The sequence below is a fragment of the Cedecea neteri genome (assembly GCF_000758325.1).
GTDB lineage: Bacteria > Pseudomonadota > Gammaproteobacteria > Enterobacterales > Enterobacteriaceae > Cedecea > Cedecea neteri_B.
The window spans coordinates 17,645-31,837 of sequence record NZ_CP009459.1; the positions used below are offsets into that span (position 1 = coordinate 17,645).

Sequence of the window (14,193 nt, forward strand, 5' to 3'; positions counted from 1 at the left end):
AGGCGGGTCTGGCTTTTATTTATTAGAGGCGGAATGTTTTTTCCACGCCTCTCCCACATCCTCAACGTACTGGCCAGCAGGGAAGCACATCATGGTCATATACCATTGATCCTCCCGGGTATCCCCGTTGTAGGTAATGCCATAAATATCGTACACGCCGTCCGGCGAGGGCCGGATATAGTCATCATCAGCAGTCAACGCAGGCTTATAGAGCGTGTTTTGATCTAACTTCAGCTGGCCGTGGAGCAGGATTGTGGGGTTAATCAGGCATTTCAGGGTTACGCCCGCATCCGTTGACGTTTGCGGTCGCCCAATCAGGCCGCTCTGGCTATTAAGGCTTACGGGCGGGTGTGCTTTCTCAGCCGCGTTGTAATAGTCCAGCCGATCATTCGACAGCTTCCAGGTGGCCTTGCACAGCTTACCGATTTGGTCGAGATAGCTGCTGACCTTGCCGTGAAAGGTATACCCTCTGGGAAACTTTGTTTCAGGAAAAGGCGGCAGCCTGCCGGGCAGAACGCCAAAAGGTTTCAGCGCGCCGGCCGCGAGCTGGTACATGTCATATACCGTGTAGCCTTTAGCAAGCGTGGCGCTGAGCACTGCGGACATTAGCGCCTCATGGCCATCAACGGCCTGAATTAAAATCCAGTCGTCAGGGGTATCCTCTCGCCCCGTCATCCAGATGCGAATGTCCCCGCTGAAGATCACCCCAAAGTTCATGCCATCTCTCGGCCCCCACTCGACAGGCTCGACAACCCGGATTTTTCCCACTTCGCTGCTGCTTACCACCGGTTCTAATCCGTTGTAGCCCGCAATCAGCCGGATTTTGCTGTACTCCTTCTGGGCAATACGATTCACGTTGTCCGGCGCAAGATTATAGATTTTCACCTCGGCCGTTTTGGGTGAGCTGCCGGCATGCCAGTCGATTTTAAACGTCACCTTAAAACCAGAGAGCGCAATACCGCTGCCGTCTTCCTTCAGAAGCTGGAGCTCAAAGTGGCGAGACCAGTTTTGACTCATCTCCTCCTCCTTAATCTGCCGTCACGAAGTAAAGATGGCTGCCGCGCCCGAGATCGGTTTTGCTCGGGTAATCCTGAGCCTCATTATCACAGCCGATCCATAGGCCTCCGCCAAACCCAAGCCAGGTATATGGCGCCAATAAATTGGCACCGGCCACCAGCGGGATCCCGTTCACGATGGGCTGGTTGTCCGCATCGAGAATATCCATGACCCAGCCAGCGACATCCCGATAAAGCAGCCGCATGCGCAGGGTCTGCCCGGCAAGCTGGATCGTAAAGACCTGGTTATCCGCGCTGAGGGGAATTTCTGCAATTGACATCGTCTCTCCTCATTTTTTATCAGGCTGCAGTGGCGTAATTATTCCCGCCCCCTTGGGAGTGGTAACCACTTTTTCGCCCTTATCGCCGACTGAAGTTGTCGTTACCCCTTCATCCATTGCCGTTTTAGGCGCTGCCGGGCGCGCTTCCGTGGCCGTCATTAATACTTCTGCCAGCACCAGTTTGCAGCCAAGAATGTTTTCCGATTTAGCGGCGGTCGTTACCGTCAACGTTTTGATCAGCATATTGTCGTAAGCGCGGCGGCGGGTAATCACCCTAAAGGGTTCTGCTTTTGTCTGTAAATCAAGTAGTTGTTGATAAATTTGTGCCGGACTGGGGCCTGCGTTTAGCCAGGAGCCGAGCGCGGTCGTATTGGCAAAATCAACCAGTGAACCACCCGCTTTAAAGAGGCAATCAATCGTTACCTCGCCAGGCTGGGCCCAGGCATGGTCGCTGATGTTCGGGCCAAACTCGACGGGATGAGAGGCGATTTTCAGCGTGTCCGAATGGGATTCGCTGATCACCACATCCGGCACCAGAAAACCTGAGAAGCTCGTGCGAGGCTGGAAGTAAGCACCAAAAATATCCATTAGCTCATCCTCCTTTCATACTGCTGCGCCAGTTGAGAATTGACATTGAACAAGCGCTCAGATGTCTCGGCCGCCGCCAGACGAGGTTCAGAGACACCATTCACAACGATATGGGTATTACTGTTAATCGTCGGGGAATGCGTAGTGCTGTTGCTCGCCGTGGAGAAGTCGCCCGAAGTCGCCAGGCGTTCATTGTTGGCAACCCCGGCGGGAAGTAACATTGAGACAGGATCGGGTTGGCTGAGGTTATTGACAGCATTAGATAACTTTCCGCCAGTTCCCTTTTCTTCATCTCCAGCCAGCCAGCCCCGGAAGTTTTTCCATCCCGCGGACAGCTTCTCTTTAACAACGCCCGCTGCACCATCCGCAATTATGCTCCCCGGCGTCTGGAACAGCCCATTTGCCACCAGAGACTTGCCAATACTGGCTGCTTCTGCCCAGTTCCCCTCTTTTAGCGCATTGATCAGATTCCCAATCAGTCTCAGCGTGGCGCCTAACTGATTAAAGTTGTCCAGAAGCCCCTTAAAGATGGTGCTGATAGACCACTTGCTAAAATCGATACCCAGCAGGCTGCCAATATCAACAATAAGGTCTTTTATGTTTTTCGCGAGGCTGCCGATCGTGTCTGCAGCCATTTCAATAACCGGTCCCCACTCTCCCCAGTCAATAAAACTCTCTTCCCCCGCTTTCCATTTCTGGTAGTCGTTATAAAGCAGGCCAATGGCCGCAGCCAGCGAGAGGATAATCCCGACAGGGGACGCGAGAAATGCGCTATTCAGGACTACCCAGGCCGCGGTTAGCCCCGCTAAACCGCCGATTAGCCCCTGAGAACCTTCATCAAGGCGATCCCACCAGGCCATCACGTCGGTAACCCAATCGATGGTGCCGCTCAGTGCATCAACGAAAATGTCAGCAAACTGTTCAACGACGGCGCCAATTTTGTCCAACACGCGTTCAATTTGCGGCGCTTTAACCAGCATTTTTTCGGCCAGCCTCTCGACGGGCGCAGCCAATTTCTCGGCCAGATCGCCGCCTGATTTTGCTACTAACAAATCAAACACGGAGTCTGCTTTACGCCAGGACTGCATAAATTTTTCGGACTGGTCGGCGCTTTGCTCTGCACTTCCACCGATGCGGAGGGACAAGTCCTGATACTCTTCGGCAAACTGGCCTAATCCGCGCTGCATCGCGTGCAGCGTGTCGTCATCAATCCCCAGATTCAATGCGTAGAAATCAGCGCTGTCTCTGTTCACTGTGCCCAAAGAACGGGCAACCTGCGCGAAAATGTCGGCGTTATCCCGCTTTAAGCCGGCGTCATCATGCGTTTTTACGCCAAGACTTTTCAACAGGCTCTCGTGCAGCGAGTCACCGTTCGCATACTCACTGACGTTTTTAATCGACTTTTGCAGCGCACCAATGTCTGCGCCTGACTGGCTGGCACCGTATTGCAGTGCCTTGTAAGTTTCTAAATCAGCGTTCAGAGATTGGGATGACTGCGCGTCCTTCTCGATGCCAGACAGCCGCTTTTCAAACCACGTTCCCGCTTTTGCTAGCGGAGACAGCACCTGATTACTGAAGTTTTCGAAACTTTTGGTCAGTTTTTCAAAATCAACTTTTGCCGCCTCTTCTTTTCCCTTTTTCAGCGTTTTATCCAGTTCACCAAAAGCGGCGTTGATTCGCGAGCTAAGGTCTTCTTGATAAAAAAAATCTGGGATCGGGACGTAAGGAACAAGCTGTGTGCTAGCGCTCATTTTCCTCTCTCCAGCGTGTAATACAGGCCTTATTATCAGCCTGCATCTCAAGGTAATCATTCATCAGCGCAATGTCGTAAAGATCCACCGCGCCGCTTTTCAGATCCCGCCAGCTGAGGCCGAAGACCTCCGCCGGGCGAAGAATATAGTCCTCCCCGCCCGGCAGCGTCTCCAGCATCAGGCCGCCGACGGGGCCGGGTTTTCGCTGCCGGGGAGTTCTTGCAAAAAATTTCCCAGCGAGTCGGCCACCACCCGGGCCACCAGCTGCAACAGCGTCATCAGGTCAATATCGTCAAAAGACAATGCGCCCTGACTAAAGACCGGCACCCAGCCCTTCATGTGTTCACGCGTCACGACCGACAGGCATGGATACAGAATGGTGTTGCAGTCCTCATCGCAGAGGTCGGCAAGGGTGCGGGCAATTTTAGGCAGTACGGTTTCGAGGGCGTTTCCGCCCTCCTTACCCTGTAAGCTGCGAAAATCACCCACAACGCCCGCCAGAACCGGCAGCAGTTTGCGTGCAACGCTGAGCTGCTCGAAAACGCCGAGCTTGCCAATGCGGTAGTTCACCGCTTTCAGGGTAATTTCCATGGTTTAGAACTCCCCGAGCAGCTGATCGATTTTGCCGCAGTCAAACTTCCAGTCCATGGTGCCGGCATCTTTGCCATTGCTGTTCGCTGGAAGCTGAGAAAACGCCACACTGCTGGCCGAAACCAAATCGCCGGAAGCAGTATTGCGCACCACAATTGTGTTCTTACCCCACAGTGCCGAAGAGAGGGTTTGAGCGTTATAGGCCTGCATCAGCTTTTTATTCACCGGGGAAGTTTTCATCAGCGTCACGGTGATAGAACCGTTTTTGGCCGGAGAGAGGTTATGCATCACCTCGCCGTCAATGCCGACGGTCATGGTGTTTTTTGTGGTCGCCATTTCCACTTTGATCCCGGTGTCGCCGTTTGCACTGCCCGCGCCCAAATCAATCACGCCGGTTGGCCCCACAAGAGAAGCCGTAACATCCATAAAAGAATAAGTACCCATTTAAATCTCCTTAACGAACAACATTGATTTCGACATCGGCGAAGTGCACAGCACCCGCCAGTTTGCAGGCCACCTGAATCACCGGCGCTTTACGCGCTTCGCGGTCCGACTGTGCCTGAGTGGCAACTGCAGGGGCGTAGACGTAGTAGCCTTTGGTCAGCGTGTCGCCGGAGGCCAGTTGACCAATATCGGCGCCATTCCAGACACCTGGCGCGACCAGACCATTGGTGACCGCCTGAGCCATGGAGTGCTCAACGTTGCTCAGCAGACGGGTAACACCGGCATCGGTTTGTGGGATTTTGGTGGTGCTGGTGTAAAGCAGGTTGTAGAGGTTGGTCTGCACATAGTTTTGCAGCCAGTCCAGGCCGTGGCGCTCATCAATAAAGCTGCCGTTGCTCATTACGCCTTCCTGAATAATGGCGGTGTCGTTGTTGTAATTCACAAAGACGTTGGCATTTTTCGCGGACAGGGCGTTGATTTCTGTTTGGGTCAGCGTTTCTGCGGTAATCCCCGGCTCCTGCTTAAATTTCAGGGTGATGGTGGTGTTATTGCCGTTGAAATTAACGGTAAACGCCCGGCCAAACAGGGAGGCAGCCGCAAACGGCGTGGCGCTGGAGTACTGACCAAAAGTGCGGGCGAACTTAGCCGCTTTCAGCTTGCTGAAGACATCGGTGTTGTCGTTGGCATCCAGCACTTTCGCGCTGGCAGAAGTATGGCCAAAGATACGGGAGACACCGTCGCCTTCAATGACTGCCGCCACGGCCAGCACGGCTTCATCGGTAATGGTGTCGTCTGCAATCACCAGACCATACCAGTCGGTCGAGTGCGCACTCAGCGCGGAGACGCATTCGGCGATGGTTTCGCCGGCTTTGCCCTCGCTGCCTTCTTTTACCCAGCGTCCGATATACAGGTCGGCAGGCTGCGGAGACTGCTGGTAGTAGAGGCTGGCGGCTTTGTATTCCGGCGCCTCAAGACCAAAGTCTGCGGCAACGCCGCTCAGGCTGGAATAAGCGCGCATACGCTCTTTCGCGTCAATAACGTTGCTTGCGCCGACGACCAGCAGCGCACCATAGTTACGGGACTGCGCCGCTCGTGGCGCCATATTCACTGTCACGCTGACAATGTTAGATACAGGTAAACCCTGTGACATAGCTTACTCTCCAATGATTTTTACTGCGGATGAAAGGATGGAACGAATACCGTAGCGCCGGACAATACTGCGCTTTAGCGCCACGGTGAGGGTGTAGCGGCGTAGCCACTGGTTATTAATAAATTCAGGGTCTGGCGTAATGTCGCCGCACTGCAGAAACGTCAGGTCCAGCCGGTTCAGCTCGGCGTTGTTTTGCGGCACGTTCAGACCATCACGAAACAGAGCGGCAACCGCCTGAGCGCCGGGACCGTAAAAGCCACAGGTCACGTCAACGGACTCGGTGCTTTGAAGTACACTTTGATCGCTGTCCTGCGAGTGGAAGAAAGGCGTTTCCGCCTGCTTCACGTTGGTAAAAAAGTCACACCAGGTGATGCCGGCCTCCGGCGTGGCGGGCGGCGGATCGCTCCACTTCGCCATTACCATTTCCGGCGGCAGGCCTGATACGCCGACAATCCAGCCAGTAAGGTCCGCATCAAGCGCATCGTCATAATGTGGCGATGCCGCCAGCGGCGTCAGAAAGCCCGGACGCGTGGTGTCATTCATTGATTTCTCCAAAGAAAAACCGCCCGAAGGCGGTCAGATAAGGCTTACAGCCCTTTAGCCTGCAGGCGAGCAACGTGGTCGACGTACAGCTTGACCGGATCGCTGTTGCTGGCCACCACGCCAGCAAGCTGGTTGATGGCATCGACGTGATCCATCGAATAGTCAGAGCCAATCACCTTGCCCAGGTGGCTGCTGTAGCGGCCGACCAGGCCATCGTTCTGGAAGCGCTCGTTGGTAAACAGGATGGAAAACGCCAGCATCGCCACGTGCAGCGGATCGAGGTTGTTCGCGCCCTGGTTCAGCGGGTTGTAGTCGATAATCCCGCTCCACGAGTAGTAGTAGACGCCGTTATCCAGCTCTTTGCCCTGGCCGCCCCACTGCGCAGGCAGCCCCTGCGGGTACTTCTTGTTAAAGGCGGCCACGCCTTCGCTGGTCAACGCATCCAGGGCATCCACACCGGATTGAGGCAGACGAGGTGCCCCGGCCAGGGCGGAAAGCAGTTGCCCGAAGGCCGACAGGGCCGCATTGGCGATAGACTCTGGCAGGCGGCCAGGTTTCAGCGCCAGGCGAACCAGGTCTGCCACTTCGGAGCCGTGGTTAACGCCATTCACGGAAGTAACCGAGGCGATAAGTTCAGGGTGAGTCGCTGCAGCGTAGCGGCAGGCCAGCGGCCCCTGGCTGTGACCAATCAGGTTCACTTTCGCCGCACCGGTTTCGGCCCGAACTTTACGGATAAATTCCAGCAGCTGCTCGCCGCGCATTTCATTGCTGTTTAGCGCGGAAATAGTGGCGATGTAGACCTTCGCCCCGGCTTTCTCCAGCGCCTCTTTGATGCCGTAGAAGTAGGGATAGATCCCGCCAATTTTGTCGAAACCGAACAGACCGTGGACCAGAACAATCGGGTACTTCAGGGATGTAGACATAGGAATGACCTCTTTGACGTAGGAATAAAAAAGCCCCGAAAATTCGAGGCTTAGTTCAGGCACTGATTGCGGATATACTCCTGCAGCCCCGCTAGCTGCTTGTTGCTCGTTTCAATTCGCTCCCGGAGACGGAAATAATCCCGTTGAGCGGCGTCAGTAAGTCCGGGGGTGGCAACATCATCCAGCCTGGAGGTGGTGGTGGCACCAGGCACTGCTTTGCAGGTGGCGCTGACGCGCAGCCGCTGAGTGCCAGCAGCCACATCACGCTGCAGGTTTTCAATGGTGAGCCGGGCATGGGTTAACTCCTCGCTATAGTGGACATCCAACTCGGCTACCGCCTGCTGGCGCCGGACAAGGTTTTGCAGCTCATTTTTTTGCTGAGCCAGCTGCTCCAGGGCTGACTCTGCTCTTTGTTTTTGCACGGCATACCGTTGGTGAAACCACCAGCTGCTGGCAATGAGTAGCATAAAGGCCGCCAGCACAAGTGAGGTCAGCGGCTTCATTTTTCCGCCTCCGGCCAGGTACAAAGCTGGTATTCCACCTCGCGGCGGTTGATCAGCCCCTGCCACTGCTTCCCCCCCGCCCAGATCCATTTTTTCAGCCCAGCGCAGGCCTGTTCGTACTCGCCCGCGTTTAACATCCTGAGCACGGAAGAGCGCAGAAAAGCGGCTGTACCAACGTTGTAGGTAAAGCTGATCAAAGCGGCTCGTTGGTACTCACTAACCGGGACGGTGACGGCCCTTGAGACCGCCTGAGCCGCAGGGCGGAGATCCCGATCGAGCCAGCGCCTGCACTCAGCCGGGGTGTAAGTTTTATCGGGAATAATGTCTTTGCCGGTATGGCCGTAACAAACGGTCAGCACCCCGGCGACATCGTAATAGGGCGTGTAGCTCACACCTTCCAGCTCGGGCAGGAGCGAGCCTGCAATCGTCAGAGCGCCCGCCCCTGACAATCCGAGTAATGTTTTTCTGAGTCCGGGAGAAAGAGCCATCAGTTACCTGCCTTTTTCAGTACCTCGCTGACTGCCCTGATAATCTCAATCTGCTCGGCTCGGTTTAGGGTTTGCAAGTCATCCGCCAGCGTCTGGAGAATGCGGGTGCGCTTTTGATCTTCGAGGTGCTGCCGGTGGGCATCCAGCCTGCCCCCCAGCCACGAAGCCAGTGAAATCAGTACGCTAAGCAGTCCGAATATCATGTAGACCATATCCTGTGTCGTGATACCCAGACCGGCGGCAAGCGCCGCCAGCCACGCAAAAGACTGCGTGACCAGATTTGCGGGTTGGTCGTTCATGGAAGAACCTTCGGTTGAGGTGTCGAACTGCCGTTGGGGTAAAGATGCGGTGTAGCGTTAAATCAGCGGAATAGGTTTTCCGCGTCGGGCTTGCTTCCCGGTCGCTGCCGGTAAGCCGGATTCGCTGCGAGGCGCGGCCTGATAGACGCTTTTTTGCCTGGCGTCTAACTTCTGGCGCAGCCGCTGATAATGCTCTGCCTGCTGGATGATTTGCAGGCCATAGATGTTAATAACCTCCAGCGCCTTGTCGGGGCGATACCTGGGCTTGCGGGCTAGCGAGAGAGTAAGCCGTAAGTCAGGTTTCGCTCTTACCCCGACTAACAGCGGGTTGGCAGCTTTCCAGACGGCCTGTTTAGCTTCGCGGCGCTGTCGGCGACGTGCCTGTGCGTCCATACAACCTCCTGTCAATCAACTTTGGTGATATCTCTCTGATATCCCAAAGCTTCTTGCTTTGGTGTATGTGCCCTTTTTCAGGGCCTGATGTTAAGGAGCGTTCACTTGCCTTGTGAGTCGGTGCGTCCTGCCGATGAATTGATATTGAACCAATAGTACAACAACGTCAAGAACCAAAAGTACGAAATATCGTTAAGAAAATGCCTGGATTCGATAACATATTAAAATATAGAGCAAAAAAAACCCCGCCTGGGCGGGATTCAAAGCATCAGCAGAGGGAAACGATTCAGGCGTGGCGGCGAATTGAATGGCTATACATCACCCGGCCAATGATTTTGAGGTGCTGTTCGTTCTCTTCGCTAATGCGCCAGTCGGCATATTTGGGGTTGTCCGAGCGCACCAGCAGGCAGTCGTGGGTCATCTGCAGGCGCTTCACCAGCAGTTGTCCCTTATAGAGGAACACGTAGATGCCGTCCCCATCGAAATAATCTTTGCCGATATCCACAAAGATATAGTCACCCAGTTCAATGGTGCCGGACATGCTGTCGCCGGTGACGGTAATGACTTTTATTGTTGAAGCCGGACGGTGGCCGAACAGTTCCAGCGCTTCCTGGCTGTCGTAGACAATATGGTTAATGGTTTCGGTCACTTCGCTGGAGACCAGTCGCCCCGGCCCCGCACTAGCCTCAATGTCCAGCACGTCGATGCGAAAGCCCTGCTCTTCGCGCGGCTGGAAAGGATAAATGGCCGCCTCTTCATGGCTGGCCGCATTCTCGCGCCCTTCGCTTTGATAGCCTGTTTCGCTGCCGTGCTGAAGCCAGAGCGCATCTGCCCGCAGAAACGTCGCCAGCTCGTACATTTTATCCTGCCGGGGGATCGCTTCGGCGTTAAGCCATTTACTGACGGCCTTGGAGGAAACGCCCAGCGCGCGCGCTATCGCCATACCGCGCCCGAACTCATCGAGGTTTGCTTCGCTGCAGGCCTGCGCCAGCCTGCGGGAAAAAGCTTCGCGCAGTTGTTCTCTCTGTACCATAAGTACGATCCCACCGTGTTTATCGTGACCAATAGTTCAATGATAACATGTACTGAAAGTACACAAAGCACAAAACTTAAAGGCGCAGTATCATTGGGGATGATCTGCTTTTGTGGTAAAGTGCGCGCCATCGAAACGTCCCTGCCTTAGCCATTATCTTTAATCAGATTTAATACTGGTTAAATATACAGTCTTTTGCAATGTTTTGGGCGCGAAATATGAATATATCTTTTAGTAAGGTGGGGCTGGTAACAGGTTGAAATGGCGTTATTAATTACGAAGAAGTGCATCAACTGCGATATGTGCGAGCCGGAGTGCCCGAATCAGGCCATCTCCATGGGCGACGCTATCTATCAGATCGATACCGACCGCTGCACGGAATGCGTTGGCCATTACGAAACCCCGACCTGCCAGAAAGTTTGCCCGATCCCCAGCACGATTATTAGCGACCCGGCGCACATTGAGAATGAAGAGCAGCTGTGGGATAAGTTCGTGCTGCTCCACCATGCAGATAAACTTTAGCTTTCGATGATCACGGTCGCGCAGGCGTAATGGCGCTCATCCGCCAGGGTAACGTGAACTGAGCGGACGCCCATTTTTTCAGCCAGCCGCTCTGCCTCTTCCCAAAACCGCAGTTGAGGTTTGCCCAGCGCGTCGTTAAACACTTCAAACTGGTTGAACGCCAGCCCGTTGCGAATTCCGGTACCAAAAGCTTTCGCTGCCGCCTCTTTTACCGCAAAACGCTTGGCCAGAAAACGCACCGGTTGCTGATGAGCCTGGTACAACACCCATTCATTTTGGCTCAGTACGCGCTTCGCCAGCCGGTCACCGGAGCGGGAAATTACGCTCTCAATGCGCGCAATTTCCACAATGTCCGTACCGAGGCCCAGAATGGCCATTAGCGGCGCGCTTCCTGCATCAGGCGTTTCATTTCAGCCACGGCCTCTTTAAGACCGCTCATGACCGCACGTCCGATAATCGCGTGGCCGATATTCAGCTCATGCATTTCAGGGAGCCGCGCGATGGCCTGAACGTTGTGATACGTCAGACCGTGGCCAGCATTCACCTTCAGCCCTTTAGCAGCGGCATAGCTCGCGGCTTCAGCAATACGAGCCAGTTCTTTGGCCTGGGTCGCTTCGTTTTCAGCGTCCGCATAGCAGCCGGTGTGAATTTCAATGTAAGGCGCGCCCACAGCCACCGCCGCGTCAATCTGCGCGTGGTCGGCATCAATAAACAGAGACACAAGAATACCGGCGTCAGCCAGGCGCTGGCAGGCATCGCGCATTTTATCCAGCTGACCGGCAACATCCAGGCCGCCTTCGGTGGTTACTTCCTGGCGCTTTTCCGGCACCAGGCAGCAGAAATGCGGCTTAGTCTGGCAGGCAATAGCGATCATCTCTTCGGTGACGGCCATTTCCAGGTTCATGCGGGTATCGAGGGTTTCACGCAGAACGCGAACGTCACGGTCGGTAATATGGCGGCGATCTTCACGCAGGTGTACGGTAATGCCATCGGCCCCCGCCTGCTCCGCGATAAATGCGGCCTGAACCGGATCCGGGTATGCCGTACCGCGTGCGTTACGCAGGGTAGCGATGTGATCGATGTTGACGCCTAACAGTAATTCAGCCATGACAATCCTCAGAGTTCGCAGACAGATGCCGGGCAGTGTACACCTGCCGGGGAAAGCCTGGCTACGGTCTGTGATTACTGTGAGCTATCTGAAGGCTCAGGTGGTGTTTTTTTAGGCACAAACTGGCGGAACAGTTCGCGGCTTTTGAGGGGCTTGCCCTGCAGATACGGCTTGAGGGCCATACGCGTGAAACGCTTGGCGGCACGGAGCGTGTCGGCGTCGGGAAATTCGCGTTCGGCAAGGGCTCTGAGCTGGCGGCCAGTAAAGCTGCTGTGGCCGATCACCACGCTGGCAATAAAGCCTTTCTCTTCACGATAGGTGTAGGTCATGGTGTCATCGACGCCTGCCCCGCTGCCGGCGCAATGCAGGAAATCCACGCCATAGCCAAGGTGCCCCAACAGTGCCAGCTCAAAACGACGCAGCGCAGGCTCCGGCGTACCGGTAGCCCCAGCTAAGGCCTGAATGCAGTGGAGGTAATCAAAAAACAGTTCGGAGAAGCGAGTTTCCTGTTCGAGGACGCGAGCCACCAGTTCATTGACGTACAGGCCGCTGTAGAGTGCGATACCGCTTAAAGGAAGGGCCAGCGAAACCGCTTCGGCGCTGCGCAGTGTTTTGACTTCGCCACGGCCGCCCCAGCGAACCAGCAGAGGGGTAAAAGGCTGCAGAGTGCCTTTCAGGTTTGAGCGTTTAGCGCGCGCGCCTTTGGCAATCAGGCGAACGCGCCCGGATTCTTCGGAAAACAGGTCGAGCAGAAGGCTGGTTTCGCTCCAGGGGCGACTATGCAGGACAAAAGCCCGTTGCCAGCCTTCCATAAGTTTTAGCTCAGGTCGTCGGTATAACCGAGACTGCGCAGCGCACGCTCGTCATCGGCCCAGCCGGATTTCACCTTCACCCAAAGCTCGAGGTGAACTTTGGCTTCGAACATCTCTTCCATGTCTTTACGGGCTTCGATGCCGATGGTTTTGATTTTGGCCCCTTTGTTGCCAATCACCATCTTCTTCTGCCCTTCACGCTCAACGAGGATCAGCCCGTTGATGTCGTAGCCGCCGCGTTCATTAGTGACAAACTGCTCGATTTCCACGGTCACGGAATACGGCAGTTCGGCACCCAGGAAGCGCATCAACTTTTCACGAATGATCTCAGACGCCATGAAGCGCTGGGAGCGATCGGTGATGTACTCTTCCGGGAAGTGGTGGGTAGCTTCCGGCAGGTGCTTACGGACGATTTCCGCGATGGTATCAACGTTCATCCCAGTTTCAGCCGAAACAGGCACGATATCGAGGAAGTTCATCTGGCTGCCGAGGAACTGCAGGTGCGGCAGCAGAGCGGTTTTATCCTGAACGTTGTCAACTTTGTTGACGGCCAGGATTACCGGCGCACGGCTGTCGCGCAGCTTGTTCAGCACCATTTCATCATCCGGCGTCCAGCGGGTGCCTTCAACCACGAAGATAACCAGCTCTACGTCACCGATGGAGCTGCTCGCTGCACGGTTCATCAGGCGGTTAATCGCGCGTTTTTCTTCCATGTGCAGCCCAGGGGTATCGACATAAATCGCCTGATATGGCCCTTCGGTATGGATGCCCATGATGCGGTGGCGCGTGGTCTGCGCCTTACGCGAGGTAATAGAGACTTTCTGCCCAAGCAGCTGATTCAGCAGCGTGGATTTGCCGACGTTCGGGCGACCAACAATGGCCGCGAAGCCGCAATACGTTTTTTCTTCGCTCATTCCAGCTCCAGCTTTTTCAGCGCCTGCTCAGCCGCAGCCTGTTCCGCTTTACGGCGGCTTGACCCTGTCCCTACGACAGGCTCAGGCAGGCCACTCACCTGACAGTGAATGGTAAATTCTTGATCGTGCGCTTCACCGCGCACCTGCACCACCAGATACGACGGCAGCGGCAGATGGCGACCCTGCAGGTACTCCTGCAGACGCGTTTTCGGATCTTTTTGTTTGTCGCCTGGGCTGATTTCGTCGAGACGGGTCTGATACCAGGAGAGAATCAGACGCTCAACGTTCTGAATGTCACTATCGAGGAAGACGCCACCGATCAGCGCTTCCACGGTATCGGCAAGAATCGACTCCCGACGGAAGCCGCCACTTTTCAGTTCACCCGGCCCAAGACGCAGGCACTCACCCAGTTCGAACTCACGGGCGATTTCCGCCAGCGTGTTGCCGCGCACCAGCGTCGCGCGCATGCGGCTCATGTCGCCTTCATCTACGCGAGGAAAACGGTGATACAGCGCATTCGCGATAACATAACTGAGAATGGAGTCACCCAAAAACTCAAGACGCTCGTTGTGTTTGCTGCTGGCACTCCGATGGGTTAATGCCTGTTGCAACAGATCCTGATGTTGAAAAGTGTAGCCCAGCTTCCGCTGCAGCCTATTTATTACGATGGGATTCATGCGATACCAAAATTAATGAATGCGTCAACTATTCAGCACACGGAACAGACCTGAAAAAAAGAAATCAACGCTGTTTCGTGTGCCGTGGCTCCCTTTCGGGAGCCAATCTTTAAAGGCG

21 protein-coding genes are annotated in these 14,193 nt (G+C 55.1%); 1 reads left to right on the plus strand and 20 read right to left on the minus strand.

Annotated elements, in window-relative coordinates:
- Positions 1-15: 15 nt before the first annotated feature.
- The 15 genes from LH86_RS00090 to LH86_RS00160 all read right to left on the minus strand — a co-directional run bounded on the left by LH86_RS00090 (position 16) and on the right by LH86_RS00160 (position 10,042).
- Positions 16-1,017 (minus strand): hypothetical protein, encoded by a 1,002-nt coding sequence (locus LH86_RS00090; RefSeq protein ID WP_039297313.1) that lies wholly within the window; start codon positions 1,015-1,017, stop codon positions 16-18.
- 10 nt (positions 1,018-1,027) lie between these two features.
- Positions 1,028-1,336 carry a phage baseplate plug family protein gene (locus LH86_RS00095; RefSeq protein WP_039297315.1) on the minus strand — a complete coding sequence of 103 codons (309 nt, stop codon included), beginning with the start codon at positions 1,334-1,336 and terminating at the stop codon, positions 1,028-1,030.
- Positions 1,337-1,345: 9 nt separating this feature from the next.
- Positions 1,346-1,924 (minus strand): phage baseplate protein, encoded by a 579-nt coding sequence (locus LH86_RS00100; RefSeq protein ID WP_039297317.1) that lies wholly within the window; start codon positions 1,922-1,924, stop codon positions 1,346-1,348.
- Complete coding sequence (locus LH86_RS00105; protein ID WP_039297320.1) at positions 1,924-3,675, minus strand: hypothetical protein; 1,752 nt, start codon at positions 3,673-3,675, stop codon at positions 1,924-1,926. Before LH86_RS00105 ends, LH86_RS00100 begins: the two co-directional genes overlap by 1 nt.
- Entirely contained in the window at positions 3,665-3,853 is a 189-nt protein-coding gene (locus LH86_RS00110; RefSeq protein WP_052045528.1) for a DUF6889 family protein, read from the minus strand. Before LH86_RS00110 ends, LH86_RS00105 begins: the two co-directional genes overlap by 11 nt.
- Complete coding sequence (locus LH86_RS00115; RefSeq protein WP_039297322.1) at positions 3,853-4,266, minus strand: phage tail assembly chaperone; 414 nt, start codon at positions 4,264-4,266, stop codon at positions 3,853-3,855. The genes LH86_RS00110 and LH86_RS00115 overlap by 1 nt, the downstream gene beginning before the upstream one ends.
- A 3-nt stretch (positions 4,267-4,269) precedes the next feature.
- Positions 4,270-4,710, minus strand: coding sequence for a phage structural protein (locus LH86_RS00120; RefSeq protein WP_039297325.1), 441 nt, complete (start codon positions 4,708-4,710; stop codon positions 4,270-4,272).
- Between the two features lie 10 nt (positions 4,711-4,720).
- Entirely contained in the window at positions 4,721-5,860 is a 1,140-nt protein-coding gene (locus LH86_RS00125; protein ID WP_039297328.1) for a DUF3383 domain-containing protein, read from the minus strand.
- Between the two features lie 3 nt (positions 5,861-5,863).
- The gene (locus LH86_RS00130) at positions 5,864-6,403 is read right to left on the minus strand and encodes a hypothetical protein (RefSeq protein WP_039297331.1); all 540 of its coding nucleotides are present in this window, start codon (positions 6,401-6,403) and stop codon (positions 5,864-5,866) included.
- Positions 6,404-6,447: 44 nt separating this feature from the next.
- The gene (locus tag LH86_RS00135) at positions 6,448-7,326 is read right to left on the minus strand and encodes an esterase/lipase family protein (protein WP_039305791.1); all 879 of its coding nucleotides are present in this window, start codon (positions 7,324-7,326) and stop codon (positions 6,448-6,450) included.
- Between the two features lie 50 nt (positions 7,327-7,376).
- Positions 7,377-7,829, minus strand: coding sequence for a lysis protein (locus LH86_RS22390; protein WP_039297332.1), 453 nt, complete (start codon positions 7,827-7,829; stop codon positions 7,377-7,379).
- Complete coding sequence (locus LH86_RS00145) at positions 7,826-8,317, minus strand: lysozyme (RefSeq protein WP_039297335.1); 492 nt, start codon at positions 8,315-8,317, stop codon at positions 7,826-7,828. Before LH86_RS00145 ends, LH86_RS22390 begins: the two co-directional genes overlap by 4 nt.
- Positions 8,317-8,616 carry a hypothetical protein gene (locus LH86_RS00150; protein WP_039297337.1) on the minus strand — a complete coding sequence of 100 codons (300 nt, stop codon included), beginning with the start codon at positions 8,614-8,616 and terminating at the stop codon, positions 8,317-8,319. The genes LH86_RS00145 and LH86_RS00150 overlap by 1 nt, the downstream gene beginning before the upstream one ends.
- A 57-nt stretch (positions 8,617-8,673) precedes the next feature.
- A complete protein-coding gene (locus LH86_RS00155) occupies positions 8,674-9,009 on the minus strand; it encodes an antitermination protein N (protein ID WP_039297341.1) in 336 nt (111 codons plus the stop codon).
- A gap of 286 nt (positions 9,010-9,295) precedes the next feature.
- Positions 9,296-10,042, minus strand: coding sequence for a LexA family transcriptional regulator (locus LH86_RS00160; RefSeq protein ID WP_008459494.1), 747 nt, complete (start codon positions 10,040-10,042; stop codon positions 9,296-9,298).
- 261 nt (positions 10,043-10,303) lie between these two features.
- Between LH86_RS00160 and LH86_RS00165 the strand changes: the two genes are divergently transcribed.
- Positions 10,304-10,564, plus strand: coding sequence for a YfhL family 4Fe-4S dicluster ferredoxin (locus LH86_RS00165; protein WP_039297344.1), 261 nt, complete (start codon positions 10,304-10,306; stop codon positions 10,562-10,564).
- Here the strand turns inward: LH86_RS00165 and acpS are convergent.
- The 5 genes from acpS to rnc all read right to left on the minus strand — a co-directional run bounded on the left by acpS (position 10,561) and on the right by rnc (position 14,075).
- Positions 10,561-10,941 (minus strand): holo-ACP synthase, encoded by a 381-nt coding sequence (gene acpS / locus LH86_RS00170; RefSeq protein ID WP_008459499.1) that lies wholly within the window; start codon positions 10,939-10,941, stop codon positions 10,561-10,563. The genes LH86_RS00165 and acpS overlap by 4 nt on opposite strands.
- A complete protein-coding gene (gene pdxJ, locus LH86_RS00175) occupies positions 10,941-11,672 on the minus strand; it encodes a pyridoxine 5'-phosphate synthase (protein WP_039297347.1) in 732 nt (243 codons plus the stop codon). Before pdxJ ends, acpS begins: the two co-directional genes overlap by 1 nt.
- Before the next feature lie 74 nt (positions 11,673-11,746).
- Complete coding sequence (gene recO, locus LH86_RS00180; protein ID WP_039297349.1) at positions 11,747-12,484, minus strand: DNA repair protein RecO; 738 nt, start codon at positions 12,482-12,484, stop codon at positions 11,747-11,749.
- 5 nt (positions 12,485-12,489) lie between these two features.
- Positions 12,490-13,398: a GTPase Era gene (gene era, locus LH86_RS00185; protein WP_039297352.1), complete on the minus strand. Its 909-nt coding sequence runs from the start codon at positions 13,396-13,398 to the stop codon at positions 12,490-12,492.
- Positions 13,395-14,075: a ribonuclease III gene (rnc, locus tag LH86_RS00190; RefSeq protein WP_008459505.1), complete on the minus strand. Its 681-nt coding sequence runs from the start codon at positions 14,073-14,075 to the stop codon at positions 13,395-13,397. The genes era and rnc overlap by 4 nt, the downstream gene beginning before the upstream one ends.
- Between the last annotated feature and the right edge of the window lie 118 nt (positions 14,076-14,193).

Excerpts from the sequence above, each read along its gene's own strand:
- LH86_RS00090 (WP_039297313.1), bottom strand. The coding sequence starts at position 1,017 with ATGAGTCAAAACTGGTCTCGCCACTTTGAGCTCCAGCTTCTGAAGGAA.
- LH86_RS00095 (WP_039297315.1), bottom strand. The coding sequence starts at position 1,336 with ATGTCAATTGCAGAAATTCCCCTCAGCGCGGATAACCAGGTCTTTACG.
- LH86_RS00100 (WP_039297317.1), bottom strand. The coding sequence starts at position 1,924 with ATGGATATTTTTGGTGCTTACTTCCAGCCTCGCACGAGCTTCTCAGGT.
- LH86_RS00105 (WP_039297320.1), bottom strand. The coding sequence starts at position 3,675 with ATGAGCGCTAGCACACAGCTTGTTCCTTACGTCCCGATCCCAGATTTT.
- LH86_RS00110 (WP_052045528.1), bottom strand. The coding sequence starts at position 3,853 with ATGCTGGAGACGCTGCCGGGCGGGGAGGACTATATTCTTCGCCCGGCG.
- LH86_RS00115 (WP_039297322.1), bottom strand. The coding sequence starts at position 4,266 with ATGGAAATTACCCTGAAAGCGGTGAACTACCGCATTGGCAAGCTCGGC.
- LH86_RS00120 (WP_039297325.1), bottom strand. The coding sequence starts at position 4,710 with ATGGGTACTTATTCTTTTATGGATGTTACGGCTTCTCTTGTGGGGCCA.
- LH86_RS00125 (WP_039297328.1), bottom strand. The coding sequence starts at position 5,860 with ATGTCACAGGGTTTACCTGTATCTAACATTGTCAGCGTGACAGTGAAT.
- LH86_RS00130 (WP_039297331.1), bottom strand. The coding sequence starts at position 6,403 with ATGAATGACACCACGCGTCCGGGCTTTCTGACGCCGCTGGCGGCATCG.
- LH86_RS00135 (WP_039305791.1), bottom strand. The coding sequence starts at position 7,326 with ATGTCTACATCCCTGAAGTACCCGATTGTTCTGGTCCACGGTCTGTTC.
- LH86_RS22390 (WP_039297332.1), bottom strand. The coding sequence starts at position 7,829 with ATGAAGCCGCTGACCTCACTTGTGCTGGCGGCCTTTATGCTACTCATT.
- LH86_RS00145 (WP_039297335.1), bottom strand. The coding sequence starts at position 8,317 with ATGGCTCTTTCTCCCGGACTCAGAAAAACATTACTCGGATTGTCAGGG.
- LH86_RS00150 (WP_039297337.1), bottom strand. The coding sequence starts at position 8,616 with ATGAACGACCAACCCGCAAATCTGGTCACGCAGTCTTTTGCGTGGCTG.
- LH86_RS00155 (WP_039297341.1), bottom strand. The coding sequence starts at position 9,009 with ATGGACGCACAGGCACGTCGCCGACAGCGCCGCGAAGCTAAACAGGCC.
- LH86_RS00160 (WP_008459494.1), bottom strand. The coding sequence starts at position 10,042 with ATGGTACAGAGAGAACAACTGCGCGAAGCTTTTTCCCGCAGGCTGGCG.
- LH86_RS00165 (WP_039297344.1), top strand. The coding sequence starts at position 10,304 with ATGGCGTTATTAATTACGAAGAAGTGCATCAACTGCGATATGTGCGAG.
- acpS (WP_008459499.1), bottom strand. The coding sequence starts at position 10,941 with ATGGCCATTCTGGGCCTCGGTACGGACATTGTGGAAATTGCGCGCATT.
- pdxJ (WP_039297347.1), bottom strand. The coding sequence starts at position 11,672 with ATGGCTGAATTACTGTTAGGCGTCAACATCGATCACATCGCTACCCTG.
- recO (WP_039297349.1), bottom strand. The coding sequence starts at position 12,484 with ATGGAAGGCTGGCAACGGGCTTTTGTCCTGCATAGTCGCCCCTGGAGC.
- era (WP_039297352.1), bottom strand. The coding sequence starts at position 13,398 with ATGAGCGAAGAAAAAACGTATTGCGGCTTCGCGGCCATTGTTGGTCGC.
- rnc (WP_008459505.1), bottom strand. The coding sequence starts at position 14,075 with ATGAATCCCATCGTAATAAATAGGCTGCAGCGGAAGCTGGGCTACACT.